25 protein-coding genes and 1 tRNA gene are annotated in these 26,720 nt (G+C 48.8%); 8 read left to right on the top strand and 18 right to left on the bottom strand.

Annotation, left to right across the window (positions count from 1 at the left end):
- Positions 1-6: 6 nt before the first annotated feature.
- The gene (locus tag ACXAGQ_RS11545; protein ID WP_475254002.1) at positions 7-627 is read right to left on the bottom strand and encodes a tRNA-uridine aminocarboxypropyltransferase; all 621 of its coding nucleotides are present in this window, start codon (positions 625-627) and stop codon (positions 7-9) included.
- Positions 628-637: 10 nt separating this feature from the next.
- Here ACXAGQ_RS11545 and rrtA point away from each other — a divergent pair, with 10 nt between their 5' ends.
- Both rrtA and ACXAGQ_RS11535 read left to right on the top strand, forming a co-directional pair.
- A complete protein-coding gene (gene rrtA, locus ACXAGQ_RS11540; protein ID WP_475254001.1) occupies positions 638-1,198 on the top strand; it encodes a rhombosortase in 561 nt (186 codons plus the stop codon).
- Positions 1,199-1,267: 69 nt separating this feature from the next.
- Entirely contained in the window at positions 1,268-1,411 is a 144-nt protein-coding gene (locus ACXAGQ_RS11535) for a hypothetical protein (protein ID WP_475254000.1), read from the top strand.
- Between the two features lie 116 nt (positions 1,412-1,527).
- Here ACXAGQ_RS11535 and ACXAGQ_RS11530 read toward each other — a convergent pair whose 3' ends face one another.
- From ACXAGQ_RS11530 to tig, 7 genes are all read right to left on the bottom strand, one after another.
- A complete protein-coding gene (locus ACXAGQ_RS11530; RefSeq protein WP_475253999.1) occupies positions 1,528-1,824 on the bottom strand; it encodes a ComEA family DNA-binding protein in 297 nt (98 codons plus the stop codon).
- A 135-nt stretch (positions 1,825-1,959) separates the two neighbouring features.
- Positions 1,960-3,843, bottom strand: a complete 1,884-nt coding sequence (ppiD, locus tag ACXAGQ_RS11525; protein ID WP_475253998.1) for a peptidylprolyl isomerase — start codon at positions 3,841-3,843, stop codon at positions 1,960-1,962.
- A 276-nt stretch (positions 3,844-4,119) separates the two neighbouring features.
- Complete coding sequence (gene hupB, locus ACXAGQ_RS11520) at positions 4,120-4,392, bottom strand: nucleoid-associated protein HU-beta (RefSeq protein WP_222550121.1); 273 nt, start codon at positions 4,390-4,392, stop codon at positions 4,120-4,122.
- Positions 4,393-4,604: 212 nt separating this feature from the next.
- Positions 4,605-6,977: an endopeptidase La gene (lon, locus tag ACXAGQ_RS11515; protein WP_475253997.1), complete on the bottom strand. Its 2,373-nt coding sequence runs from the start codon at positions 6,975-6,977 to the stop codon at positions 4,605-4,607.
- Between the two features lie 129 nt (positions 6,978-7,106).
- Entirely contained in the window at positions 7,107-8,387 is a 1,281-nt protein-coding gene (clpX, locus tag ACXAGQ_RS11510) for an ATP-dependent protease ATP-binding subunit ClpX (protein ID WP_107299112.1), read from the bottom strand.
- A gap of 114 nt (positions 8,388-8,501) precedes the next feature.
- Positions 8,502-9,125, bottom strand: a complete 624-nt coding sequence (gene clpP, locus ACXAGQ_RS11505) for an ATP-dependent Clp endopeptidase proteolytic subunit ClpP (RefSeq protein WP_005369103.1) — start codon at positions 9,123-9,125, stop codon at positions 8,502-8,504.
- A 107-nt stretch (positions 9,126-9,232) separates the two neighbouring features.
- Positions 9,233-10,537, bottom strand: coding sequence for a trigger factor (gene tig / locus ACXAGQ_RS11500; protein ID WP_475253996.1), 1,305 nt, complete (start codon positions 10,535-10,537; stop codon positions 9,233-9,235).
- Between the two features lie 463 nt (positions 10,538-11,000).
- Between tig and ACXAGQ_RS11495 the strand changes: the two genes are divergently transcribed.
- Both ACXAGQ_RS11495 and ACXAGQ_RS11490 read left to right on the top strand, forming a co-directional pair.
- A complete protein-coding gene (locus tag ACXAGQ_RS11495; protein ID WP_475253995.1) occupies positions 11,001-11,807 on the top strand; it encodes an SDR family NAD(P)-dependent oxidoreductase in 807 nt (268 codons plus the stop codon).
- A 289-nt stretch (positions 11,808-12,096) separates the two neighbouring features.
- Complete coding sequence (locus ACXAGQ_RS11490) at positions 12,097-12,261, top strand: hypothetical protein (RefSeq protein WP_475253994.1); 165 nt, start codon at positions 12,097-12,099, stop codon at positions 12,259-12,261.
- 25 nt (positions 12,262-12,286) lie between these two features.
- Here ACXAGQ_RS11490 and ACXAGQ_RS11485 read toward each other — a convergent pair.
- Positions 12,287-12,363: transfer RNA gene (locus tag ACXAGQ_RS11485), tRNA-Arg, on the bottom strand.
- 362 nt (positions 12,364-12,725) lie between these two features.
- Here ACXAGQ_RS11485 and folD point away from each other — a divergent pair.
- Complete coding sequence (gene folD, locus ACXAGQ_RS11480) at positions 12,726-13,583, top strand: bifunctional methylenetetrahydrofolate dehydrogenase/methenyltetrahydrofolate cyclohydrolase FolD (RefSeq protein WP_475253993.1); 858 nt, start codon at positions 12,726-12,728, stop codon at positions 13,581-13,583.
- Positions 13,584-13,697: 114 nt separating this feature from the next.
- On the opposite strand, the gene galU is transcribed toward folD, so the two are convergent.
- Positions 13,698-14,600, bottom strand: a complete 903-nt coding sequence (gene galU, locus ACXAGQ_RS11475; protein ID WP_475253992.1) for a UTP--glucose-1-phosphate uridylyltransferase GalU — start codon at positions 14,598-14,600, stop codon at positions 13,698-13,700.
- 78 nt (positions 14,601-14,678) lie between these two features.
- Positions 14,679-15,176 carry a transcription/translation regulatory transformer protein RfaH gene (gene rfaH / locus ACXAGQ_RS11470; RefSeq protein ID WP_475253991.1) on the bottom strand — a complete coding sequence of 166 codons (498 nt, stop codon included), beginning with the start codon at positions 15,174-15,176 and terminating at the stop codon, positions 14,679-14,681.
- 417 nt (positions 15,177-15,593) lie between these two features.
- On the opposite strand from rfaH, the gene ACXAGQ_RS11465 reads away from it, so the two are divergent.
- Positions 15,594-16,982 carry a peptide MFS transporter gene (locus ACXAGQ_RS11465; RefSeq protein ID WP_475253990.1) on the top strand — a complete coding sequence of 463 codons (1,389 nt, stop codon included), beginning with the start codon at positions 15,594-15,596 and terminating at the stop codon, positions 16,980-16,982.
- Positions 16,983-17,044: 62 nt separating this feature from the next.
- Here ACXAGQ_RS11465 and ACXAGQ_RS11460 read toward each other — a convergent pair whose 3' ends face one another.
- On the bottom strand, positions 17,045-18,091 hold the full coding sequence (locus tag ACXAGQ_RS11460) for a response regulator (protein WP_475254730.1): 1,047 nt from the start codon (positions 18,089-18,091) through the stop codon (positions 17,045-17,047).
- A 338-nt stretch (positions 18,092-18,429) separates the two neighbouring features.
- On the opposite strand from ACXAGQ_RS11460, the gene ACXAGQ_RS11455 reads away from it, so the two are divergent.
- Both ACXAGQ_RS11455 and ACXAGQ_RS11450 read left to right on the top strand, forming a co-directional pair.
- Positions 18,430-19,305 (top strand): LysR family transcriptional regulator, encoded by an 876-nt coding sequence (locus ACXAGQ_RS11455; RefSeq protein ID WP_475253989.1) that lies wholly within the window; start codon positions 18,430-18,432, stop codon positions 19,303-19,305.
- A 404-nt stretch (positions 19,306-19,709) separates the two neighbouring features.
- Complete coding sequence (locus tag ACXAGQ_RS11450) at positions 19,710-20,309, top strand: Yip1 family protein (protein ID WP_107299104.1); 600 nt, start codon at positions 19,710-19,712, stop codon at positions 20,307-20,309.
- A gap of 158 nt (positions 20,310-20,467) precedes the next feature.
- Here the strand turns inward: ACXAGQ_RS11450 and purF are convergent, their stop codons facing one another.
- The 6 genes from purF to truA form a co-directional block, all read right to left on the bottom strand.
- A complete protein-coding gene (gene purF / locus ACXAGQ_RS11445; RefSeq protein ID WP_475253988.1) occupies positions 20,468-21,985 on the bottom strand; it encodes an amidophosphoribosyltransferase in 1,518 nt (505 codons plus the stop codon).
- A 148-nt stretch (positions 21,986-22,133) separates the two neighbouring features.
- A complete protein-coding gene (cvpA, locus tag ACXAGQ_RS11440) occupies positions 22,134-22,625 on the bottom strand; it encodes a colicin V production protein (protein WP_475254728.1) in 492 nt (163 codons plus the stop codon).
- Positions 22,626-22,689: 64 nt separating this feature from the next.
- Positions 22,690-23,277: an SPOR domain-containing protein gene (locus tag ACXAGQ_RS11435; protein WP_475253987.1), complete on the bottom strand. Its 588-nt coding sequence runs from the start codon at positions 23,275-23,277 to the stop codon at positions 22,690-22,692.
- A gap of 2 nt (positions 23,278-23,279) precedes the next feature.
- Complete coding sequence (gene folC, locus ACXAGQ_RS11430; protein ID WP_475254727.1) at positions 23,280-24,554, bottom strand: bifunctional tetrahydrofolate synthase/dihydrofolate synthase; 1,275 nt, start codon at positions 24,552-24,554, stop codon at positions 23,280-23,282.
- 184 nt (positions 24,555-24,738) lie between these two features.
- The gene (gene accD, locus ACXAGQ_RS11425) at positions 24,739-25,671 is read right to left on the bottom strand and encodes an acetyl-CoA carboxylase, carboxyltransferase subunit beta (protein WP_475253986.1); all 933 of its coding nucleotides are present in this window, start codon (positions 25,669-25,671) and stop codon (positions 24,739-24,741) included.
- 178 nt (positions 25,672-25,849) lie between these two features.
- The gene (gene truA / locus ACXAGQ_RS11420; RefSeq protein ID WP_475253985.1) at positions 25,850-26,635 is read right to left on the bottom strand and encodes a tRNA pseudouridine(38-40) synthase TruA; all 786 of its coding nucleotides are present in this window, start codon (positions 26,633-26,635) and stop codon (positions 25,850-25,852) included.
- Positions 26,636-26,720: the final 85 nt, after the last annotated feature.

Raw genomic sequence — 26,720 nt, 5'->3', positions numbered from 1 at the left:
TCGTATCTAGGTTCTGTAGTTATTCTCAAACACCCCTTCCGGCATCTGCTTGATCTGGAACTCGATCATTTGGTTGAACGCATCAATAAGCGGGTCGAATCTGCCGTCATCCCCTTCCAAGGCCGTTAAGGCGAGGTAGCCAGCTTCAACCGTCGAAACCCCCTGGGATTTGGGTGATTTTCGAATGCGGTAATTGCCCTGCTCGGCGTTGTCGAGAGCTACAGTAGGTAATTGCTGAAGGTTCGATGACAGCTGCCACATCTTGTAAGCTTTCTTCCAAGTGCCGTCAAGCAGGATAAGGGTACGCTTTGGCTCAGTTGCTTGTTCAGCCCCCTCACCAGCAAGGCTTGAAATAGGCTTCGCCTGCTCTCCTGGATAGACAACCCAAGCCTGGCGACCTGGCTCGGCCAGCAACTGGTTGATTTCCTCATGCTTTGAAAAGTCCTCCCCGACCCAGAGCTTGGCGTTGGGCAGCGATAAGGTGAGGATCCTCGCTGTACCAATTGCACGCTTTACTTCCGATGGGTGTTGTAAAATCCACAATTCAGTTTTAGCATCAAGCTGTTGGATCCACTGGCAAATACATGCCTTGGTTGCTTTTCCGCACCGTTCACAATATCGACTCATCGAGGTAGCCTTGTCTATTCGCATCTTCGTTTTCATTATTATCGGTATGATGGCTATCGCCCAGCTGCCAGCCATCCAGCCATTGCTGGTATGGCAACGCCCATTGATCGCCAATAGGGAAGTTTGGCGGCTGGTCAGCGGCAACCTGACCCATACCAATTGGCCACACATGATAATGAACAGTCTCGGCTTGGCAATCATTACCTTCATCTTTCGCCGCTATCTCACCAGCCTGCGCCTTGGCTTGTTGACCTTAACCATTGCAGGCTTCATTGGAACAGCTCTATTGCTAAGCCCTATGACGTGGTATGCCGGCCTGTCGGGTGTGTTACACGGGCTATTTGCCTGGGGGGCAATACAAGATATCAAAGCGAAAGATAAGCTAGGCTGGGTACTGCTGATCGCTGTTATAGCCAAAGTTATATGGGAGCAAGTTTCAGGGGGGTCAGCAAGCTCTGCTGATCTGATTGGCGCTAGAGTAGCCGTAGAAGCTCACCTGGCGGGTGTTTTGGGCGGCTTGCTTTTTGCCGCAGCGGAGCAAGTTAAAAAGAAGATTGCAATTGAGAATTAGTTTCATTTAAAATGCATCTTAAAGGTGTCGACCTTGTTGAACTAAGTCTGTTTAATAGTGAGAACCAAAATGGCTTTGGAATCTGAAATTTTAAACCGCATCAATGTCTCTCTACCGACAGGTATTGTGAGAGTGGGTTCAAGAGGAAAATACAAATTCCCGCTTGAAGCCGCTAAGCAAATAGCTAAGGCTTATAAGGATGATGGTTATTAAATCCATTTTACACCAGCCAGACCACGTTTTACCTTCAGTGCGTGCTAATAGCTCACCTAATAAAGGAGAACAACTTACCTCTCTCCTTTAAGTAACTTATGACAGAGCAGGAGCCATTATTGGAGCTTGATCCGCTCGCGGTTTTTTTCAACCGTAGATGCACCAATACCCTTCACTTTGATAAGGTCATCAGGGCTGGCAAAAGACCCATTCGCATCACGGTATTCAATAATCCGGGCAGCTTTATCCGGCCCGATACCCAGCAATAACTTATCCAGCTCTTCGGCATTCGCATCATTAATGTTAACAGTAATCTCTATTCCTTCATGGCTATCGCTAGTTGCCATTGCCGGTGCTGCCAGGCCAACCCCCAGCGCGCTAACCAACACCATAGGCATAATGAATCGCTTCATGTCTTTTCCTCTTCTATAAACTAAGAGAAAGAGTGACGAATCCATACCCTGCAGTACATAGCTAATACTTACCTAGACTCCAAAAAAACGACGGGCCGCACAGTGGCGGCCCGTCTAGCAACGTATTAGTTACACTTAATTTGTTGTTGTATCCAACACAGGGTAAGAAACCTTGGCTGCATTTCGCAATACATCAAGCGTCGCCATTACATCCTGCTGGGCATGCATTTGCTCAAGCTGCTGGGCCATCTGCGGGTCAACCGCATCCACATCGGCTTCAACCACATTGTCCAGCGCGATAATTAGCATATTGCCAGCCATATCACGAGTAACACCGTAAACCGGTGCGCCAGCTTCAGGCTTGGCAAGACCGAATGCCACTTGGGCAACAAGACGATCAGCACCCATACGGTTGATGGTTTCCGCCTCAGAGAAGCTCAAGCCTTCATCAGCCAATACGTCGGTATTGCCATCACGCAGCGCGGCAACCAACTCATCAGCTTTCTCGCTTGCCGCCTCTTCGCCTTTCACGACAGACAGCTGCTGCTTCACTTTTGCAGAGACTTCGTCGAACGGCAGTACCATTTCGTCACGAGAGTCATCAACGCGTACAACAACCACATGCTCAGGGCCGATCTCGATAATATCTGAGTTCAGGCCATCTTCACGAACTTCCGGGCTAAACAGCGCCTGCTGTACCGCAGGGTTAGCCAGTACGCCCGGTGCATCAGACTGAGAGATGAAGTCTGTTGTTTCAACCGTTGCATCTACCGCTTCCGCCGCATCCTCAAGCGAGTCAGGCATCTCGAATGCCTTTTCAGCTAGCTGAGTCTGAAGATCGTAGAACGCTTCCGCTGCGCGATGCTCGCGAAGTTCTGCAAGGATATCTTCTTGAACGTCAGCGAATGGCTTGACTTGTGGCTCTTTGATATCGTCCAGCTTAATGATGTGGTAGCCGAAATCAGATTCAACCACACCAGATATCTCGCCTTTACCCAAGGCAAACGCTGCTTCCTCGAATGCAGGATCCATCACACCACGCTCGAACCAGTCCAGCTGACCACCATCTTTGCCACTGAACGTGTCATCAGATGAGCTTTTCGCTAGCTCGGCGAAATCAGCGCCGTTGTTCAGCTCTGCAAGTAGGTCTTCAGCTTTTGCTTTGGCTTCGCTACCTTTGCCCTGCACCAGGATATGGCTCGCTTGGCGTTGCTCGGCGGTACCATACTTGTTCAGGTTTTCGTCGTAGTAAGCTTTGGCGTCGTCTTCAGAGATGTTCAGAGTCTCTTTCAGGTTAGCGCCTGACAACTCGATGTAAGCCGCTTTGACTTGGTCTGGACGAGTGAACTGCTGTGGGTTCTGCTCGTAGTAAGCTTGCGCTTCTTCGTCAGTGACTTCTGCCTTGTTGGTGAATTCAGCGACATCAAGAGTCAGGGTGCGGATTTCACGCTCCTGACGCTCTAGTTTAGCCAACGCCGTCACTTCATTACCCAGAGCAAAATCACTGCCTTGGATAGCCAACAGCAATTGCTGGCGCAACAGGTCAGTTCGCATAGACTCTGCAAACATATCCGGCGTCAGGCCTGAGCGGCGAAGCAGTGCATTGTACTGGTCGTTGTCAAAAGCACCATCACGCTGGAACTCAGGCATCGACAAAATAACCTGGCGCACTTGCTGATCACTAATGCGTAGGCCCAGCTCGTCGGCACGCTGCTCAATCAGCAGGTCGTTGACCATACGGTCTAGTACACTGCGGCGGAACTGCTGCACATACGCTGGGTCGCCCATTAGGCTCGAGAAATAATCGCCCAGTTGCGCCTGCATGCGGTTGCGCTCATTTTGGTAAGCCATTTCGAATTCGCGCTGGCTGATTTCACGGTCGTCCACTTTCGCGGCAACTTGCTCGGTTCCACCAGCGAGGTAGCTACCTACCCCTGCAAAAACAAAAGAAAGAATAATCAGACCAAGAATAATCTTGACCCAAATGCTGCTTGCGCCTTCGCGCATACGCTCCATCATAATTTGCCGTATCTCCTACCTATTCGATTTGGCATGGTAATACCAACCTGTGATAAGCCTAATGTAGACTCGTTTAGCCTGGATGACTTCGAAATCACAGCTTACCTGTATTGATATTAGTGAAGAATGCTAACAGGCGAAGACCTGAAAAATTCACACTTTTTCCAAAGTAAAAAAAGCGCACCGACAAGATGCGCCCTTTATCATGCCAGATTGCCCATTAAGACAACCTGAATGTTCGTTTGTTCACACAAACCGGCGGGCAAAGCCCAACGCTTAGTTTACAGAATCTTTAAGCGCTTTACCTGCTTTAAAGCCAGGTACTTTTGCTGCAGCAATTTGAATTTCTTCGCCAGTCTGTGGGTTGCGGCCAGTGCGCGCTGCACGCTCACGTACAGAGAAAGTGCCGAAGCCAACAAGCGCAACCTGATCACCGTCTTTCAGGCTCTCAGATACCGCGTCGATGAATGCATCCAGTGCACGACCCGCAGATGCTTTAGAAATATCTGCATTTTCAGCGATTTTATCAACTAGTTGAGTTTTGTTCACGATCTATCCCCTCTATGAACGTTATCCGCTTGCAGCCTTCATGGCAAAATTTACATCACGGATAAAAAGAATCAGTTTCATTATATCAACACCGAACCCAAGTTCACGTGTAGACATTGATTTTATTGAGCTAACGGCAAATTAGAACTCACTTATAGCCACACAAAAAAACGCTGACAAGGTTTTTATCCCCGAAAGCGTTTTTTCATATCTTAACTTTGCTGCACGTCACTGTTTTGGGCGTTTACCAGCTCGATACCGGTTGGATTATTCTGCAGTGCAACGGTCAGCACTTCATCAATCCAACGTACTGGTCGCACTTCCAAATCAGCAATCACGTTATCTGGGATCTCTTCCAGATCACGCTCATTCTCCTTCGGAATCAGTACCGTTTTGATACCACCACGGTGAGCAGCAAGCAATTTCTCTTTCAGGCCACCGATTGGTAGCACTTCACCACGCAGGGTAATTTCACCTGTCATAGCGACATCGCCACGTACCGGGTTACCGGTCAGGCTAGAAACCAACGCAGTACACATCGCGATACCAGCACTCGGGCCATCTTTCGGCGTAGCACCTTCTGGTACGTGAACGTGGATATCACGTTTCTCGTAGAAGTCAGGGGCGACACCCAAACGCTCGGCGCGGGTACGGACAACGGTCATGGCTGCCTGAATCGACTCCTGCATCACATCACCCAACGAACCGGTGTAGGTAAGCTTACCTTTACCCGGCATCGACTCGGTTTCGATAGTCAGTAGGTCACCCCCCACTTCTGTCCATGCAAGGCCTGTCACTTGGCCGATACGGTTATTCTCTTCGGCTTTACCGTAATCAAAACGCTGAACACCCAAGTACTCTTTCAGGTTATCTTGAGTGATCACAACCTTCTTGGTTTCAGTGTTAAGCAGAATTTCTTTCACGGCTTTACGGCACAGCTTGGACACTTCACGCTCAAGGCTACGTACACCTGCTTCACGGGTGTAGTAACGAATGATGCCGATCAGGGCTGAGTCGTCCACTTCAATTTCGTTTGGCTTCAAGCCATTACGCTTGATTTGCTTTTCAAGCAAGTGACGCTTGGCAATGTTCAGCTTCTCGTCTTCGGTGTAGCCCGACAAGCGGATCACTTCCATACGGTCAAGTAGCGGGCCTGGAATGTTCATCGAGTTCGATGTTGCTACGAACATGACATCAGACAAATCGTAATCCACTTCCAGGTAATGGTCGTTGAACGCATTATTCTGTTCCGGATCCAGCACTTCCAATAGCGCTGAAGACGGGTCGCCACGCATATCAGATGACATCTTGTCGATTTCATCAAGCAGGAACAGCGGGTTCTTAACCTCAACCTTGGACATTTTCTGGATCAGCTTACCCGGCATGGAACCAATGTAGGTACGACGGTGACCACGGATTTCCGCTTCGTCTCGTACGCCACCCAATGCCATACGGGTGTATTTACGACCGGTAGCAGCAGCAATCGACTGGCCCAGAGAGGTTTTACCCACACCAGGAGGACCCACCAAACACAGGATAGGGCCTTTTAGCTTGTTGATGCGGCTCTGTACTGCCAAGTACTCAAGGATACGCTCCTTGACGCGCTCAAGGCCGTAATGGTCGGCATTCAGTACTTCTTCTGCCTTGGCAAGGTTCTTCTTCACCTTGGAACGCTTGAACCATGGCACGCTCAGCATCCAATCGATGTAGCCACGCACAACCGTTGCCTCGGCAGACATCGGCGACATCATCTTAAGCTTCTGCAGCTCTTGTTCTGTCTTCTCGCGTGCCTCTTTCGGCATCTTCGACTCTTCGATTTTCTTCTTCAAAGATTCGAATTCATCCGGCGCATCGTCCAGCTCACCCAGTTCTTTCTGGATAGCCTTCATCTGCTCGTTGAGGTAGTACTCGCGCTGGCTCTTTTCCATCTGCTTCTTGACACGGCCGCGGATCCGCTTCTCCACCTGCAGCAGGTCAATCTCAGACTCCATCATCGCCATCAGGAACTCTAGGCGTTCCACAACGTCGACGATCTCCAGCACTTTCTGCTTGTCAGCCAGCTTGAGCGGCATATGGGCAGCAATGGTATCGGCCAGGCGCGCTGCCTCATCGATACCATTTAGCGAAGTCAGCACTTCCGGCGGGATCTTCTTGTTGAGCTTGATAAAGCCTTCGAATTGGTTGATGGCGGTGCGAACCAGGACTTCCTGCTCGCGCTCGTCCATTTCTTCGGTGACCAAGAAATCAGCCTCGGCACTGAAGAACTCATCATCGCGAAGGTTTTCTACCTTGGCACGCTGCTGGCCTTCTACCAGAACCTTCACCGTACCGTCAGGCAGCTTAAGCAGCTGTAGGATAGTCGCTACCGTACCGACATCGTAAAGGTCGGTAATGGCAGGCTCGTCAGTCGCCGCTTCTTTTTGGGCCACCAACAAAATTTGTTTGTCGTCATCCATCGCCGCTTCAAGGCAGCGAATAGACTTATCCCGGCCTACAAACAATGGAATAACCATATGCGGGTAGACCACCACATCACGAAGTGGCAGAACGGGGATCTCAAGGCGTTCCGAACGCTCCAGGTTCATATTATTCTCTCTTCCGTTCACTCTTATTAAAGAGTATATGGGGGCTTGGACAAAAGATTCAACGGGATATGTATCAGAAAATAAAAAAGGAGGCGATTGCCTCCTTTTTTTGACCGCTCTGCGCAGAAATTACTCAGCACCAGCTGCTTGGTTTTCAGTGTTTTCGTAAATCAGTAGAGGCTCAGACTCGCCTTTAATTACTGATTCATCAATCACAACCTTGCTAACGCCTTCTGCTGAAGGTAGCTCGTACATAGTATCAAGCAGTACCGCCTCAACAATCGAGCGCAGGCCACGTGCACCAGTCTTACGCTCCATTGCCTTACGGGCAATAGCCACAAGCGCATCGTCACGGAACTCAAGCTCAACGTTTTCCAGCTCAAGAAGTGCCGCATACTGCTTGGTAAGCGCATTCTTCGGCTCACGCAGGATCTGTACCAGTGCGTCTTCGTCCAGCTCGTTCAAAATAGCTGTAACGGGAAGACGACCGATGAACTCAGGGATCAGGCCGTATTTGACCAAATCTTCCGGCTCAACCTTCTCGAACAGATCGCTCAGGGTACGAGACTGATCTTTCGAACGCACATCAGCACCAAAGCCAATGCCTGTACCGGTTGCAACACGCTGGTCAACCACCTTGTCCAAGCCGGCGAATGCACCGCCACAGATGAACAGGATTTTTGACGTGTCCACTTGCAGGAATTCCTGCTGTGGGTGCTTGCGGCCACCTTGCGGTGGAACCGATGCAACAGTACCTTCAATCAGCTTCAGCAATGCCTGCTGAACACCTTCACCCGACACATCGCGGGTAATTGATGGGTTGTCTGACTTACGTGAGATCTTATCGATCTCATCGATGTAAACAATGCCGCGCTCGGCCTTAGCTACATCGTAATCACATTTCTGCAGCAGCTTCTGGATGATGTTCTCAACATCCTCACCCACATAACCGGCTTCGGTCAGGGTGGTGGCATCTGCCATAGTGAACGGCACATCCAGCATGCGAGCCAATGTCTCTGCAAGTAGCGTCTTACCGCTACCCGTCGGGCCGATCAACAAGATATTACTCTTGCCCAGCTCAACACCGTCACTATTGGTGTCGCCATTGCGAAGACGCTTGTAGTGGTTGTAAACCGCTACTGCGAGTACTTTCTTCGCATGAGACTGGCCAATAACATATTCATCCAGGTTTGCACGAATTTCTTGCGGTGTCGGAAGCTCATTGCCATCACGCTTAGGCATCACTTCTTTGATTTCTTCACGAATGATGTCGTTGCACAGGTCAACACATTCATCGCAAATATACACAGAAGGGCCTGCAATCAGCTTGCGAACTTCATGCTGACTTTTACCGCAGAAAGAGCAGTACAGCAGTTTTCCACTACCACTCTCTTTTCGCTTATCTGTCATTCGCTAACCTCTTTTCGGGTCTTACCCCATCATTGCCTTTGTTTTGAGTGTATAACAACTCAAGTCTTTTTGCTCCGTGCAAGCGGCTAAGTCGCTGCACGGAGGCTAAAAAACTTAGTCACGCTGACTCAAAACAGCGTCGACCAAACCGTATTCTACAGCTTGTTCTGCCGACATAAAGTTATCACGATCAGTGTCGCGCTCAACCACTTCAAGTGGCTGGCCGGTGTGCTCTGCAAGCAAACCGTTCAGGCGCTGTTTGATCGTCAGGATTTCCTGGGCATGGATCTGGATATCAGAAGCCTGGCCCTGGAAGCCACCTAGCGGCTGGTGAATCATTACACGGGAGTTCGGTAGGCAGTAACGCTTACCTTTGGCACCACCTGCTAGCAGGAAGGCGCCCATTGAGCATGCCTGACCCATACATACCGTGCTGACGTTTGGCTTAATAAACTGCATGGTGTCGTAGATAGACATACCCGCAGTCACCGAACCGCCTGGTGAGTTGATGTATAGGAAGATATCTTTGTCAGGGTTTTCAGACTCAAGGAACAGAAGCTGTGCAACAACTAGGTTGGCCATGTGGTCTTCAACCTGACCGGTCAGGAAGATCACACGCTCTTTTAGTAGTCGGGAATAGATGTCGTAGGAACGTTCACCACGAGAAGTCTGCTCGACCACCATAGGAACCAGCGCATCCAAAATCGGCGACATGGCGTTTTTTTCTTGGTAGCTCATAACGTTATTTCCCTAAAATAAATGGCCCGAATGAAATTACTCTCACACGGACCATTGTTAGCAGAAGATTTGAAGTAAAGTCAAATCCCTACAGCAATTTCAGCAAATTATGCAGCTGGCTGCTGGTTCATCAGATCGTTGAAGCTAACTTCTTTTTCTGAAACCTGAGCTTTAGCCAGTAGCGCATCGATAGCTTGCTCTTCTAGAGCAACGTTGCGCATGTTGTTCATCATCTGCTCGTTTTTCTCGTAGTAAGCAACAACTTCTGTTGGATCTTCGTATGCAGAAGCCATTTCAGCGATGATTGCTTTAACGCGCTCTTCATCAGCTTTTAGCTCTTCAGACTTGATCACTTCACCTAGAAGTAGGCCAACAACTACGCGACGCTTAGCTTGCTCTTCGAACAGCTCACGTGGAAGCTCAGGAGCGTTAGCTGCATCACCGCCGAAGCGCTGAGTAGCCTGCTGGCGTAGAACGTTGATTTCTTGATCGATTAGAGCAGCTGGAACAGTGATGTCGTTCTGCTCAACTAGACCGTCTAGAACCTGATCTTTGATACGGTTCTTAACAGCTTGCTTCAGCTCACGTTCCATGTTCTTGCGAACTTCAGCTTTAAGACCTTCTACAGAACCGTCTTCAACGCCGAACTTAGCAACGAACTCTTCAGTTAGCTCTGGAAGTTCCTGAGCTTCAACTTTGTGTAGTTTGATAGCGAAAGTCGCTGCTTTACCTTTTAGGTTCTCAGCGTGGTAGTCTTCAGGGAAAGTCACTTCTAGAGAGAACTCTTCGCCCGCTTTCTTACCAACGATGCCGTCTTCGAAACCTGGGATCATGCGGCCCTGGCCCATTGCAAGAGCGAAACCTTCAGCTTTACCGCCTTCGAACTCTTCACCGTCGATAGAGCCAGTGAAATCGATAGTTACGCGGCTGTCAGCAGCTGCAGCTTCTTCAACTTCGTTCCAAGTCGCCTGCTGCTTGCGAAGCGTCTCAAGCATAGTTTCAACGTCTTCGTCTTTAACTTCTACTGCTGGTTTCTCAACAGTGATGTTTTCTAGACCAGCTAGTTCGATTTCTGGGAAGATTTCGAAAGACGCCTTGAATACTAGGTCTTTGCCTTCAGCCATTTCAACAGGAGTAAAAGTAGGCGCGCCTGCTGGATTGATTTTTTCTTTAACGATAGCTTCGATGTAGTGACGCTGCATCACTTCACCTAGGATGTCCTGGCGAACAGAAGCGCCGAACATACGTGCAACCATTTTGATCGGTGCTTTACCTGGACGGAAACCATCGAAACGACGATTCTTAGCAATTTTCTTCAGCTCAGCTGTTACAGCGTCTTCGATGTTTGCAGCTGGAACTGTGATAGTTAGATGGCGTTCTAGACCTTCAGTGGTTTCAACGGTAACTTGCATTTTATTTAACCTCAAAACTTACTCAGTGCTATCTGAGTGATGTTGCCGATCAGTCATACTGACGGTGGCATCCTTTCGTGTTATGGCTGGCAACCACGCCAAAACCATAACGCCTTAATTCTGATAGTTCCTGCTTTCTATCGGGCTTAAACCCACCCGGCCAGGGACTAAAAACGCGGTATTATAGCGATCCTCAACCCTGCCGTCGAGACAGAGTGGTCGCACCGCAATCAAACCTTTCACACAAGATAGGGGCAAAAATTCCATTTACAAGGGAAAACCCAAAAAAAATCGTTTCCTTTTACGTTTTTTTGACCGTCAGCTGCTTTATCTGCCTCTTTTTACCGCTAAACGCTGCTTTTTTATCGCTTAAACTTTATACATGCCACTGCTCAAAATTAACGATGATCTGTCATGCGCAGCAACGCGTAACAAAACATGAGGTTATATAAAGAGTGCTACTATGGGTGATGAAAAAAAGAAGACCTGGATTATCGGTGCCAACGGGGGCTTAGGGTTCGCCCTCACCCAACACATGCTGAACCAAGGCCATCACGTTGCTGCTATGTCTCGTCGCCCATCGAAAAAATTGGAGCAGCTGCAGCAAGACTATCCTGGCCAGATTGCCCCTGTCGTGTGTGATATTAACCAGCAGGGTTCAGGCGGACTTTCGGCTATTTCAAGCATTTTCAAGCGATATGGGCGGCCGGACTGGACTATCAATGCCTCAGGGCTACTGCACACCTATACTCAAAACGATGGTCAAAACGATAGCCAAAGTAACAGTCAATTACACAGTAAACAAAGCGATATGCCGGAAAAGCGCCTGTCGCAGATCACCCCAGCTTTTCTGGCTGGCAACATAGAGGCCAATACCTATACCAGCATTGCCACCGCCCAGTACCTCGACACGCTCTATAGACGCGACGACCCATTTCGCTTCTTATGCCTATCCGCCATGGTCGGCTCTATCAGCGATAACCGCTCAGGTGGATGGTACAGCTACCGAATGAGCAAGGCGGCTCTGAACATGTTTATCAAAACCCTCAGTATCGAATGGCAAAGACGCTTTCCTAATGCCTGTATCGCGGCTATTCACCCCGGTACAACAGAAACCCCGCTCTCAGCCCCTTTCCAACTCAACATTCGTGATGACAAGCTCCATACACCACAACTTTCCGCTGAACGAATTTATAGCGTCCTAAACTCCCTAGCGGCTGAAGACAGCGGTAAGTTCTTTCATTGGGATGGAAGTGAAATAGCTTGGTGATAGAATAGAGCGGATCCTAGCTTCTCGATCCTAGATTAAATCAGGCAGCATTTTCCCCACATCCACTATCTGGCGTGCTTTTCTTAAGATCAGCTCTTCTAAGGTTCTTCTTGCTCCACAAGAACTAGGATCTTCTCTTCCTAGCTCCTGCACCACCTGAACCCTTCCTGAAATTAACCCTATTAACACTAAGGTTAACTTGATAAACCGACGGATAGCACAAAATGTAGCCACCACCCTCATTAAGATACTTGTTGAATATTCCCCAAGAGCATACAAGGAAAAGACAATGAAAAGGAACAAGGCAACAGTGATCGCCTCATGGCAACCGACTAATGAACGCGAGCAACAAGCGCTGAAACAGTTTCTGATGAACGAAATAGCAGGATGCACCAAGCAGCACCAAGGCGGTACAGGAAAAACAGGTTGCGATACGGGTAGATTGATTCGCTAGAAGTAGCATTTGAAGAAAGGGGAAATGGCACGCCCTGTAGGATTCGAACCTACGACCACATCCTTAGAAGGGACGTGCTCTATCCAGCTGAGCTAAGGGCGCATCATTGGTGTAACACTGGGTTACGGGACGGAATTATACGTCTCCAACCATGAACGTCAATGCCTTTTCCCCTATTTTCTCTGCATTTGCGGTTAAGTGACTAAACATAGAACAAATTGCATAGGTGGCGGGCAATCAGCGATACGTGTTAACAATAACCACACAAAGATAGCAACTATCACCATAACGTAAACAAAATCCAAACCAAAACCCAAACGCAAACGTTTGCGCTATAGATCTTCGTAACATTCTCTGCGACAATACAACAATCGAGTAGCACCCGAAATACCTCGTTCATGAGTGTATTCATATACCAAGCTACTTTGCTCCATGCTCAGTCAATTTCAGTTCAAAGGATAAACATGGCCGCTCAAATCATTGATGGAAAACTCATTTCGCAAACTGTTCGTCAAGAAGTTGCAGCCCGAGTTAAAGCTCGCCTCGACGCAGGCCTTCGTGCACCGGGGCTTGCTGTTGTCTTGGTAGGCCAAGACCCTGCTTCGCAAATTTACGTGGGTAGCAAACGTAAAGCCTGTGATGAAGTCGGTTTTGTATCCAAGTCTTTCGACTTGCCAGCCACTACAACCGAAACTGAATTGCTCGCCCTCATCGACGAGCTAAACGGTGATAACGACGTGGATGGGATACTAGTGCAACTCCCCCTGCCGGCAGGTATCGACAGCACCAAGGTACTAGAGCATATCGACCCGGAGAAAGACGTTGATGGTTTCCACCCCTACAATGTCGGCCGCCTTTGCCAGCGTATTCCCAAACTGCGTTCATGCACGCCTAAAGGCATTATCACCCTGCTTGAACGCTACAATATCGCGGTACGAGGCAAGCACGCAGTGATTGTTGGTGCGTCGAACATTGTCGGACGCCCTATGACCCTCGAGCTGCTTCTGGCTGGTGCAACCACCACCACATGCCACCGCTTTACCCAAGATTTGGAAAGCCATGTCCGCCAAGCGGATATATTAGTGGTTGCTGTCGGCAAACCTAACTTCATTCCGGGCAGCTGGATCAAAGAAGGGGCAACGGTTATTGATGTCGGTATCAACCGCCTGGACAACGGCAAGCTAGCTGGTGACGTGGAATATGATATTGCCCGTGAGCGAGCACGCCATATCACACCGGTACCGGGTGGTGTAGGCCCTATGACCGTAGCAACCTTGATTGAAAATACCCTGCATGCATGCGAGCAGTATCATGAGAAGTGAGCAAAGCAGATCCTAGATCCTAGATCCTAGATCCTAGGAAAGGCTGCTAGACGCCAAATAAAAAAGCGAGAGGTATCACCTCTCGCTTTTTTAAATATTAAAATCAGGATCTTGTTACTTCACCATCTCTTTCAAGAAGGCTTTGAAGTCCTCGCCCAGAGACTCATGGCGTAAGCCGTATTCGACAAATGCCTGCATGTAGCCTAGCTTACTACCGCAATCGTGGCTCTTACCTGACATATGGAACGCATTAACTTGCTGATCTTCCATCAGCATATCAATCGCATCAGTTAGCTGGATCTCATCACCGGCACCCACTGGGGTACGCGCTAGCAGTGACCAAATTTCAGCAGGCAGCACATAACGGCCAACGATGGCCAAATTCGACGGCGCATCCTCAAGGGCAGGCTTCTCAACGACTTTGGTCATCGCTGCTGTTTCACCCGGCTTAAGCTCTGCACCACTAATATCTGCCACGCCGTAGCTGGATACCTCAGACATTGGAACCGGCTCAACCATCACTTGGCTGATCTGGGTATCATTAAAGGCGTTTACCATCGCCGCCATATTTTCACGGCGCAAATCACTGGCAGCATCATCAAGAATCACATCAGGCAGCACAACGGCGAAGGGCTCGTCACCAACTAGAGGGTGAGCACACAAGACTGCATGGCCCAAACCTTTTGCCTGGCCCTGGCGCACATGCATGATGGTGACATCTTTCGGACAAATCTTTTGAACTTCATCAAGCAGCTGTCGTTTTACACGCTTCTCAAGCGTTGCTTCCAGCTCAAAAGAGGTATCGAAGTGGTTTTCAATTGAGTTCTTCGAAGAGTGAGTCACCAACACAATTTCTTTGATGCCAGCAGCAACACACTCGTTAACCACATACTGGATAAGCGGCTTATCCACGATAGGCAGCATTTCCTTTGGAATTGCTTTAGTTGCAGGCAGCATTCGCGTACCCAAGCCGGCAACAGGGATCACCGCTTTACGTACAGGGGAAGATGTAGACATAGTTTATTCCGTTTTAAGTTATCTGAACCACTATAACAAACACATTGCAAACGAATCCAATATTGCAATAAAGGTGGATCACTTTTTCACCAGATCTTCATTCTGGACACTGACTTTCACCGGCCTGCCAAGTAGGTTAATCAGCATAAATGAACGTTTCTCGCCATCAGGCTCCTGGTAAATAGCTTCAATACCCTTGAACTGACCTTGCAACAATTTGAGTGAATCGCCCGGTTTTGGCAGATCGGACAATTTCGCCTGTTGTTCTTCAGAGTCCTCATTCACCATCAAGCTATAGATGAGATCCGGGTTCACCACCTGTGGTTTTGCCCCTTGACGGATAAAATCAGCCACACCGCGTGTCGATCGCACCGTGGTATAGCTGATTTGCTCAGGATCGAAATAGACAAACATATAGCTTGGGAAAAGAGGCTCAAAAGCAGTCGTACGTTTACCGCGGACTATTTTCTCAACCGTGACCTGCGGGTAATAACACTCCACACCTTGACGATCGAGGTTGATCACCGCACGTTCCTGTTCGCTGCGCTTACAATACAGTAAGTACCAATCTTTCATAGCAATCTCAGTCAGTTAATCCTCTAGCCATAGCTAATTATACCTAAGCCTGCCTATGCGACAATAATTTGCCCCTTCCCGCGCTTAAAAAACACCAAGGTCATTGCGAGACTGCATAAACAGCCATAATTGTAATAATCATTAACAAAAACCAACCACAGGATTTAATTCCATAAAAAGTTAAAAATTCAACCTATAACACCACAATAATCACAAAATACGATATCATCTCAATTTAACTTCTGGTAAATCTGAAATTTCAATTTTGAGCAAATAGCAAACAATCGCTTATATTTCAGAGTCTTGCGTTGTTTTTGGTTTGTTTTATATTTGTAACGATTTGCAGTTTAATAATTTGTCATTTATAAAAGGGGCGACATTAGCAAACACAAAACCAATTAAATTTAGAGAATAATTATGAGCAATCTGAATAGTGGCACGCTGTTAGGCCATCCAAAAGGTTTGTTCTTACTGTTTGGAACCGAACTGTGGGAACGTTTTTCTTACTATGCGATGCGTGCCATTCTGGTGCTTTACCTCACCGACAAAACCATCAATGGTGGTCTTGGTTGGACAACCCAAGATGCCCTTAACCTCTACGGTATCTATACCGGCCTTGTGTATATCACCCCTCTCATCGGTGGTTGGATTGCCGATAACTTTCTAGGGCAGCGACGCTCTATCATTATTGGCGGTATCTTGATGGCCCTAGGCCAATTCACCCTCGCGCTGCCAAACAGCATGGTCGACCCACATTCTGTCACTGCTTTTTATCTCGGCCTAGGCTTGTTGATCATTGGTAATGGTATGTTCAAGCCGAACATTTCAACCATGGTGGGTGACTTGTACCAAGAAGGCGATAACCGCCGTGACGGTGCATTTACTATCTTCTATATGGGTATCAACCTTGGCTCTTTACTTGCAGGTATCATTGCCGGCACAGCTTCTGCCACTTACGGCTGGAAAGCGGGTTTCCTGACGGCAGGTATCGGTATGCTGATCAGCCTAGTAACCCAACTGATTTTTGCCGAGCGCCTACTTGGTGATATTGGTAAAGAGCCAGCAGCAAAACGTGCGGCGGCCATGAATAAGTCAGGCCAGAAAGAGCCATTGACCAAGCAAGAAAAAGATCGCCTGAAAGTGATTATGATCATGGGTCTATTCGTGGTTATCTTCTGGGCGGGCTTCGAGCAAGCAGGCGGCCTGATGAACATTTTCTCGCAGCAGTACACCGACCGTATGATCGGTAGTTTCGAAGTGCCTGCTGCTTGGTTCCAGTCTCTAAACCCATTCTTCGTGATCACCCTAGCGCCGCTTATCGCTTCGATCTGGGTGAAAATGGGGCCCAAAGAGCCAAGTTCCCCAGTTAAATTCGCAATGGGCTTGTTCTTCCTTGCTGCTGGCTTCGTGTGCATGATGGGTGCTGTTATGCAGCAAGGTGGTGATATCACTGTGAAGACGTCAATGTTCTGGCTAGTCGGCGCATACTTCTTCCATACCCTTGGTGAGCTATGCCTATCGCCAATCGGCTTATCGATGGTTACCAAGCTAGCACCGCTTCGCCTTGCTTCCTTGATGATGGGTGCATGGTTTGGCTTCAATGCCATCGCTAACTATGTAGCCGGTATTATTGGTGCCCATGTCGGTGAATCTGGTCCAATGGCAATCTTCAGTGGTATCGCAATCGCAGCGACAGTTTCTGGTGTGCTGCTGCTTCTATGCTCTAACCAACTAATCCGCTGGATGCACGGAGCAGAAGGTAAGGCTGTGGAAGAAGAGGCTGAGCCGCAGCCAGTGCAAGCCTAAACTGAACACAGTAGGTACAAAAATGACAACGGAGAGCCTAGGCTCTCCGTTTTATTTTCTTGTTACTGGCTTTTTCGTTTAAAAGTCAAACTAAAGCTGGCCGATCCCATTTCGCTTAATGATAAACGCCCCCCAGATTCAGCAAACTTGAGGCTGACGCTCTCATTTTTACTGGCTTGGTTACCGAGCCAAGGTTGGGCTTTGACTACTTGCTCACCGTCACTGGTTTGCAGCCTGGCGGAGAGGCCTGCAGACGCAATATTCAGGGTTCTGTCGGTCACATCAAAGATACCGAATATCGCCTTGATTGGAGATGCATAACCGGAATGGCGCATTCCTTTCTCGATCAATTTAATCAGGCCAGATATCGTGTTTTGATCTCCCATACGGGTTCGGAGGTAATCATTGAAAAATGCGCGGATAAGTAAAGTGGTTGCCGTGCCGTTATCACCACCGGTTGCTGAATCGACCAAGTAAAAAGCCAACCGGCCATCAATCAGCCAGGTGTAATCGAGCAATACGGGCTGGACATCAGTCGCCTGCAGGACACAATAGTTCAGCTGCCAGTCACCCAATGAAGACTGTGCTTCAGGCATAAGGCCCAACAACAATTCTCGAGCCGCACGAGGGTTAGCCTTTAGCTCTTCGATATGCCACTCAAGCTCCTCATCAACCACGGTCTCTTCGTCGATGTTGACCCATTGGCTAGAAAAACCCTGGTTTTCTGTCACGGAATCTTCAGACTTCAGCACTGACAAAATGGCAGACTTCAGCACCATGATGTTATCAAGCGGCTTGATCAAGAAGTCTTTTACCCCATGGCGCAATGCCGCCGCTACATCCGACATATTCCCAGTACCAGAGATAACAATTATAGGAACCATTGGATATTGAAGCGAAACTTCCTCTACAAACTCCATACCGGTCAACACCGGCATGGCCAGATCACACAATAGGATATCTGGCATACCCTCGCGCAGTGCCTGCAAGCCCTCAAGGCCGTTCTCCGCTTCACGCACCCGGCACCCCTGGCTGGATAGAAAGCCAGTGAGCATGGTTCTAAATACTGGATCATCTTCGACGATCAGAACGTCTTTATCTTCAAGCAAAGCCTGCTCCCTGACTGACGAATGGTAATGCTGCTTGGCACCGACTGTGCCACCTGACTGGGAATGTGTACTCATGACAACGCTAACCACAGGCTTGACTAACCTACCAAAAGCATAGGTCGAAATCCGCTGATCGTCAGGGGATTCCTGATATCGACGATGAAAATATTGAAATTTGTTAACAGCATCAAAATTTAAATTTATCAATTAGTAAGAATTAACCCAAAAAGAAAAACACGCCATATCTTGATTTACAGCAAAAGTTGTCCTGAAAGCGTCATCTTTTTACATATTTTGTTATACAATTCCCCATTATAAGTTTTCAGTGTTGTACAGTTATGAAGCTTGACGATTTGAATTTATTCCGCATGGTTGTGGAAAACGGCAGTTACACAGCGACTTCTCGCAAGACCCAGGTACCCGTTGCCACCCTGACAAGACGTATTCAGGCGCTTGAAGAGTGCTTGAATATCCGACTACTCAACCGTCATGCAAGGAAGCTATCACTGACAGAAGCCGGACAGAAATTTTACGATGAGTGCAGCCCCTTGCTCCAGAGCTTGGTGGACACGGCTGAACATGTCAGCGAAGAGTGTAAAGGCGCTGCAGGCAAGCTAAAGATTGCCGCCCCCTCAAACCTGACTAAGGTCATGTTGCAGCCCCTGCTCAATGCGTTTATGAAAGAGCACCCGGCTATCAACATCCAGTTAACGATGAGTAATGACCCGGAGATCCTTGACCCGACTGATTGGGATGTGATCTTCCGTGTCGGGCCACAGCGTGACTCGACCCTGATTGCTCGAAAGATCAATGCGGTTAAAGATATCTTGGTTGCCAGCCCGGCGTACCTCAAGAGCAACTCCGAGCCAAAACATGCTCAGGACTTACACCAGCACCCCTTGCTAAAAGGCAAACCCCTTTTGCGCTGGCGCCTGACTAACAGCGATGGTGAAACGGTCACCGTGTCTGACCGTGGGCGCTACGAAGCCAATGAGCTCAATGTTGTTCGCAAAGCCTGTATGGCCGGTTTAGGAATTACACTGATGCCGGATGTCATGCTGGAGAAATACATCTCTTCAGGCGAGCTGGTGCAAATCCTTGAAAACTGGTCATCCAACCAACGTGATGTGTACCTGATGTATAACCATCGCGATTACCAGCCAGAGAAGCTGCGCTTGTTCATTGAGTTTGCCAGCGAGTATTTCAAACTGTAAAGCGGTTAGCACTGTTATCCAAATCAATAAGCGAGAGACGAAAGTCTCTCGCTTTTTTGATCCTTGGGCCCTAGATCCTAGTTCCTGGAACCTTGATAAGATAGAAGCTAAAGCTTTAGGTTCCACTTTCCCGCTCCTTCTAGGAACACGATTCTAGGATCTAGGTTCCCTCTATTTCTTGCGAACTTTTTCAACCACGACTAAATGTTAATAGTACTGGCACGAAAAGCCTTCCTGATTTTGTGTTTATTGGTAGGCAACGCCACAAGCAGTCTTTATTTGCAAAAAATAGCGATATTTGTAAAAAGAGCAGTTAGCAAGAAGAGCACCACAAGTTCCACTTTCGCTTAGTAAGTGTTCTTCGACAACGGATGAAAATAAGCACGACTCAATGAGGAAGCATTATGATTCTGGGACACTTATTTGGTTTATATACCCACCCCAAGCAAGAGTGGCGGGCGATTGACAAGGAACACGAAGGGATACAAAGCAGTTTAAGCCACATTCTACTGATTGCTTTGCTTCCACCTGTCTTTGCCTTCATTTCAAGCGTATTTATCGGCTGGCGAATTGGCGTCGGCGCACCTATCTACCTTACCCAAGGCAGTGCGCTAGCAATGTCGGTCGCTATGTACTTTGCCTTGATAGCCGGGGTATTCGCCCTCGCCTACCTGACTTACTGGATGAGCCATACTTTTGGCTCCACACCGACATATACTCAGGCACTTGAGCTAGCGGCATACACAGCAACGCCATTGTTCATGGTCAGTATCGCGGCTATCTATCCTCAGGTTTGGTTCCTGATGATTGCCGGGTTGATAGGTATCGCCTATTCCGTCTACCTGCTCTACACCGGTGTGCCTATTTTGATGCATATTCCCGAAGAGCGTGGGTTTATTTATGCGAGCTCTATTGTCACCTGCGGGTTAGTACTGCTGGTTTCCATCATCGCAGGGTCTGTGATCCTATGGAACCTAGGCATTGGGCCGCAGTTTAGTCATTAGAAGTTAGGTTTAGAGATACTAGAACCTAGAACCTAGAAAAACGCAAACAAAAAAGCGAGAGCCGTTGGCTCTCGCTTTTCACTTGATAGGTAAATGGATAAAGCTTTTGCTCTTTCCAGGAACTAGGATCCAGGGCCTCGCACTCGCACCCTTTCCCCTTAAACCCCTTCGTTATGCAACTCGAGGTTCGCTAGATCCTGCTGGATTTCACGCTTGATTTTCGAGTCTTCGCTACGGAGTGATTCGAGGTAATCAAGGTAGGTCTGGTCGATGTCACCTGTGACGTAAGAACCGCTGAATACCGACGTTTCAAACTTCTGGATATCCGGGTTACCTTCTGCAACGGCATCAACCAGATCTTGTAGATCTTGGAAGATCAGGCCGTCAGCACCGATCATGTTACAGATCTCATCAACTTCACGGCCGTGTGCAATCAGCTCGTTAGCCGTTGGCATATCGATACCGTATACATTCGGGAAGCGAACTTCAGGTGCAGCTGATGCTAGGTAAACCTTACGCGCACCGGCTTCACGTGCCATTTCAATGATCTGCTCTGAAGTGGTACCGCGAACGATTGAATCGTCCACCAGCAGTACGCTCTTATCTTTGAATTCTGAACGAATAGCATTCAGCTTACGACGTACTGATTTACGACGCATTTGCTGGCCCGGCATGATGAAGGTACGGCCAACATAGCGGTTTTTCACAAAACCCTGACGGTATGGCTTATCCAGTGTACGGGCAATTTCCAACGCGCTGTCACACGATGTTTCCGGAATAGGGATAACCACATCGATATCCAAGTCAGCCCAGTCACGCTTGATCTTCTCGCCCAGCTTCTGGCCCATGCTTACACGCGCACCGTATACTGATACCTTGTCGATAAACGAGTCAGGGCGGGCAAAGTAAACAAACTCAAACACACAAGGATTTAGCGTTGGGTTGTCTGCGCATTGCTGAGTGTATAGCTGGCCATCAAAGGTCACATAAACCGCTTCACCCGGTGCAACATCACGCATGAAATCAAAGCCAACGGCATCCAGAGCTACCGACTCTGAAGCCACCATGTACTCCACCTGACCTTCAACTTCACGCTTACCAAGGCACAGAGGACGGATACCATGCGGGTCGCGGAAGGCAATCATACCGTGGCCGATAACCATAGAAACGACAGCATAAGCACCAGAAACCATGCGATGTACTTCACGTACTGCATCAAAGATTTCTTCAGGCGTGATTGGGTAAGTCGTGGCGCTTTCCAGCTGGTTCGCCAGTACGTTCAACAGGATTTCTGAATCAGAAGTGGTGTTAACGTGACGACGTGCTTTTTCGAACAGCTGCTCTTTGATCTCACCCGCATTGGTCAGGTTACCGTTGTGGGCCAGTGAAATACCGTATGGTGAGTTCACATAGAAAGGCTGGGCTTCTGACGCGCTTGAGCTACCAGCAGTCGGATAGCGCACATGGCCAATCCCTACGTTACCCTGCAAACGCTGCATGTGCTTGGCTTCGAATACATCGCGAACCAAACCGTTCGCTTTACGCAGACGAAAACGATTGCTTTCCAAGGTAACAATACCAGCCGCATCTTGGCCGCGGTGCTGCAGCACAGTCAAAGCATCATAAATAGACTGGTTAACCGGGGTTGAACCCACGATTCCGACAATACCACACATGTCCTAAATCCTCGTCACGCTTAATTTGAAATTCAGCGGGTATTCGGCCTAGCCAAATACCCGCTGAGAGCTTTTCCATTAGGTATCAGTAAATTAACACTGAACCTGATTTCCCCAAGCCACCTTGGGTTTCATCCAACACCGTTCGCTATATCGCGCCCGGCAAAAAGCTTGATGTGTCTTTGAGGTACGAAAAGAACCATTCAATCACGACGCCAAACTGAGGGATCAGTTGGGACTGCTGCCACCATTCCGCTTCCGCAAAACCGGTGAAGGCGTCCATGAAGAACAGCACTGCCGCGACAATCAATACGCCGCGCACCCCGCCGAACACAATTCCCAGTACCCGGTCTGTCCCTGACAGGCCGGTTTTCTGTACCAGTTGTCCAATCACATAGTTCACTACTGCGCCGACTATTAGCGTGGCAATGAACAAGGCAGCTATCGCACTACCATTTCGAAGCATCTCATCTTGTATATTAGTGAAGTAGGCCGCCAGCTGATTATAAAAATTACTTGCGACGAAAAAAGCAGCAAACCATATCACTAACGAGAGCGCTTCCTTGACAAAACCTCGGATCAAACTCACCAGAGCCGAGAAGCCAATTACGCCTAAAATTACGTAATCAATCCAGATCATCATTTGTTGTATTCGTCTTGTTGGTGCGTATTCTAACAGAAAAAATGAGAACGCAAACGTTTACCTAAGGGTTAAGTGGATTAAATCTGACCAATCGGCCCTTTAATCCGGTCAATTCTTCCAATTTTTTGATGTCACCCGACAGCTTTTGCTTCGACACATCAGGGCCAACGACAACCCGGGCCAAATCGCCTTGCTGCGGTTGTTTTGGAAAAACATGTGCCTGATAACCCGCTTTGCGAAGACGCTCAACCAACTGGTTGGCGTTATCAAAATTGCGGAATACCCCTAGCTGAACCACCCAGGCGCTGTCTTGGTTACCTACCGCTGGCTCGCTAACAGGTTGAGGTTCAACCTTGAGTGGCTGGTTGGCCGCTTCGATTGCCTCGGCAGTTACTTCAACCGAGTCTTCCGGCTTCGGCTCGTCAATCACCACTGTGACCGGTTCTGGGGGTAAGTCCACCTCAGCAAACTCCGGAGCTGGGATCGTTTCATACTCGACTTCAGCAGTGGTTTCAGGCTGCAGCGGTATACTGGCAAATTGCTCTTGGTAATGCTGTTTCTTGCCATCGAACAAATCGGGAAGAAAAATCACCCCGATGGCCACCAAAATAATCGTACCGATCAACCGGCTCTGAAATTTACTTGCCACAGTTACTCCTGATTCTTTGCTTCAATGTGACTGGTTATCTGCCCCACAGTGTAAAAGGAGCCAAATACAATTACCATATCGTCCGCTTCTGCCTGTGTCAGCGCTTTGTCATAAGCCTCCTCTGGGGTCAGGCAAGGCTCTGCTCCCATAGGAAGGTGGACCAAGATTTCATCCGCACTCGCCGCACGCGGGCCTGTCAACGATGCTGGGTACCAATAATCAACCACTTCTGTCATCTCAGCAATGGTAGCTGCTATGTCTTTATCGTGGAGCATTGCCACCACAGCATGGAGCTTATTCTTGCCGAGCTTTTGTTTCATACCTGCTAGCTGCTGGGCAAAATACTGTGCAGAGTGCGGGTTATGAGCCACATCCATGATAACCAGCGGTTGCTCAGAGACTTTTTGCATACGTCCCGGCAGAGCGGCATCAGCCAAACCCTCAATCACATTTTCATCAGTGATATTCAGCTCGGCAACGGCCAATGCCATCAGTGCCGTTGCGGCATTTGGCAGCGGCAAAGACGGAATCGGCAATTGTTCCAGCGTGAATGCACCGCTCTGCCAGCGCCAGTGATCCGCTTCGACGCTATAGTCAAACTGGTAGCCAACCTGATACATCTTGGCACCGATATCATCAGCATGGGCAGGCACGGTCGCTGGCGGGTTAGGCTGGCCACACACGGCCGGTTTGCCGCTACGGAAAATTCCAGCCTTTTCATAGCCGATGACATTGATGTCATCACCCAGCCAATCAACATGATCGACTGCCAGGCTGGTTATTACCGATACATCATGGTCAACGATGTTGGTGGCATCCAAGCGCCCACCAAGCCCTACTTCCAATAAAACGACATCAACCTGGCGCGACTTGAATAGCTGCAACGCTGCCAAGGTGCCGAACTCGAACAGGCTCAGGCTGGTTTCGCTGCGCTGCTGCTCTATGGCCGCAAAGGCTTCGCTGTGTGCAGAATCAGCCAACTCAACGCCGTTAATGCGGACACGCTCGTTATAACGAACCAGGTGGGGAGAACTATACACCCCAACACGGTAGCCGGCCTTGAGCAAAATCGCTTCCATCATGGCGCAGGTAGAGCCTTTGCCGTTGGTCCCCGCTACAGTGATCACACAAGGTGCCGGCTTAGTGAGTTCCGCCTTCTGGGCTACTGCCTGTACCCGGTCAAGACCCAGATCAATGGCACTGGTGTGGAGGTGTTCAAGATAAGTCAGCCAAGAGGCCAAAGGAGAATTTGCTTGAGGTGCTGTCAATCCGGACATCATATTTCATTTCGTTATAACAATATGAGCCTTAATTTACCACTGAACGCAGCCAGACCAAACAGCAATGTATTGATTCTTGATGACGAGGGGGAAATAAATACAGGGCCAGAAGGCTCGTTGTTTGGGGATAAAAACAAAACGGGGCCAACAGGCCCCGTTCGATATCTATTTGCAAAAAAGCTTACTCTTCAGTTTGCTCGTTCTGCTCTTCTACTTTTTCTTCAGTGGCTTTTGCCGGCTTCTCAACAGGCACAACCATTGGAGATTCAACCTGGGTTAGCTTCGCAACCAGGCCACCGATACGCTGGCGCATTTCACGGCGGTCGACAATCATGTCAATAGCACCGTGCTCAAGCAGGAATTCACTGCGCTGGAAGCCTTCTGGCAGCTTCTCACGCACCGTTTGCTCAATAACACGCTGGCCTGCAAAGCCGATCAGGGCTTTTGGCTCACCGATATTGATATCACCCAGCATTGCCAAGCTTGCCGATACACCACCCATTGTAGGGTCTGTCAATACAGAGATAAACGGCAAGCCTTTATCAGACAGGCGCTCAAGGGCCGCACTGGTTTTCGCCATCTGCATCAGCGACATTAGCGCTTCCTGCATACGGGCACCACCACTGGCAGAGAAACACACCAAAGCACAGTTATTGGCAATGGCTTCGTCAACCGCTTTAACGAACTTAGCGCCCACGACTGAGCCCATTGAGCCGCCCATGAAAGAGAATTCAAATGCACAGGCTACCAATGGCTGGCCTAGCAAGGTTCCTTTCTTCACGACTAGCGCATCTTTCTCGCCGCTTGCCTTCTGTGCAGACGACAGGCGATCTTTGTATTTCTTGGAATCACGGAACTTCAGCTTGTCTTTTGGCTCAAGCTCGGCCGCGATTTCAACTTGCCCTTCTTCATCAAGGAAAGTTTCCAAGCGACGGCGTGCCTTCATGCGCATGTGATGGTCACATTTAGGGCAAACTTCCAAGTTACGTTCTAGATCGGCGTGATAAAGCACTTGTTCGCAAGAAGTACATTTGGTCCACACCCCTTCAGGGATAGACGCTTTGCGAGAAGAAACAATGTTGCTTTTTGTAAGGATCTTTTCCAGCCAGCTCATGAATGACCTTTTATCTTTTATTTCCCTGCCCTTAGGGTCTTAGCACAAGTCTTTGCAGCAGAGAATTACAAATTCGTTAATTTACCGAGGTGGAATTAAAGCACAAACTCGTCTAACTGTAGATAAAAAACTGGTACTACGAGTTAGCCCGAGACAAATCTGACCGTTACCTGACAGGTTAATCAGGCAAAAACAACGGGCCAACAGGCACTTTCGGCAGTTCATGCTCTTGAGGATAGTCCACCTCAACCAAGTACAGCCCTTCCGCTTTTGCTGTCGCACCTGCCAATGTACGATCCTTCTGCTCCAGCAGCCACTGGATCCATTCCGGCTTTTCTTCACCTCGGCCGACTTTGATCAGGCTTCCTGTAATGTTGCGGACCATATGATGGACAAAGGCATTGGCCTTGATATCAATGATCACAAAATTACCCTGACGCGACACGTTCAAATGCATTAGGTTACGCCAAGGACTGCGGGATTGACAATACACAGCACGGAAGGATGTGAAGTCATTCTCACCCAGTAGGTACTGCCCTGCTTCATGCATCGCTTTTTCGTCAAGCTCACCGTGATAATGGCTCACACCTTTGGCCAAAATCGCAGGGCGGTATGCATGGTTATAGATAATATAGCGATACCGGCGCGCTGTTGCGGTAAAACGGGCATGGAATTCATCATCCACCCTCTTGGCCCAGCGAACCGCGATATCTTTAGGTAAGTGGGCGTTCACCCCCATGCTCCACGCAGCCATCTTGCGGTCAACATCGACATCAAAATGTACGACCTGCCCGGTGCCATGTACACCCGCATCCGTCCTGCCTGCACACTGTACTTCAACGGGCTTATTGGCAATCTTGCTCAGCGCCTTTTCCAACCGTTCCTGGACACTGTCTACGTCACGCTGGCGTTGCCAACCGTAGTATTTCGCACCATCGTACTCAATACCTAAAGCTATTCGCATAATCTTCTTCGTCTTGCTGGCGGCCAAAGGCCGATTTTCAAAATAAGGGAGGGAGTATAACAAAAAAAGCGGAAGCTTGTGCTTC

The sequence above is a fragment of the Photobacterium sp. ABD4_091 genome (assembly GCF_056160145.1).
The sequence above is the reverse complement of the archived record's forward strand: the minus strand, read 5'-3'. Positions and strand labels throughout refer to the sequence as shown.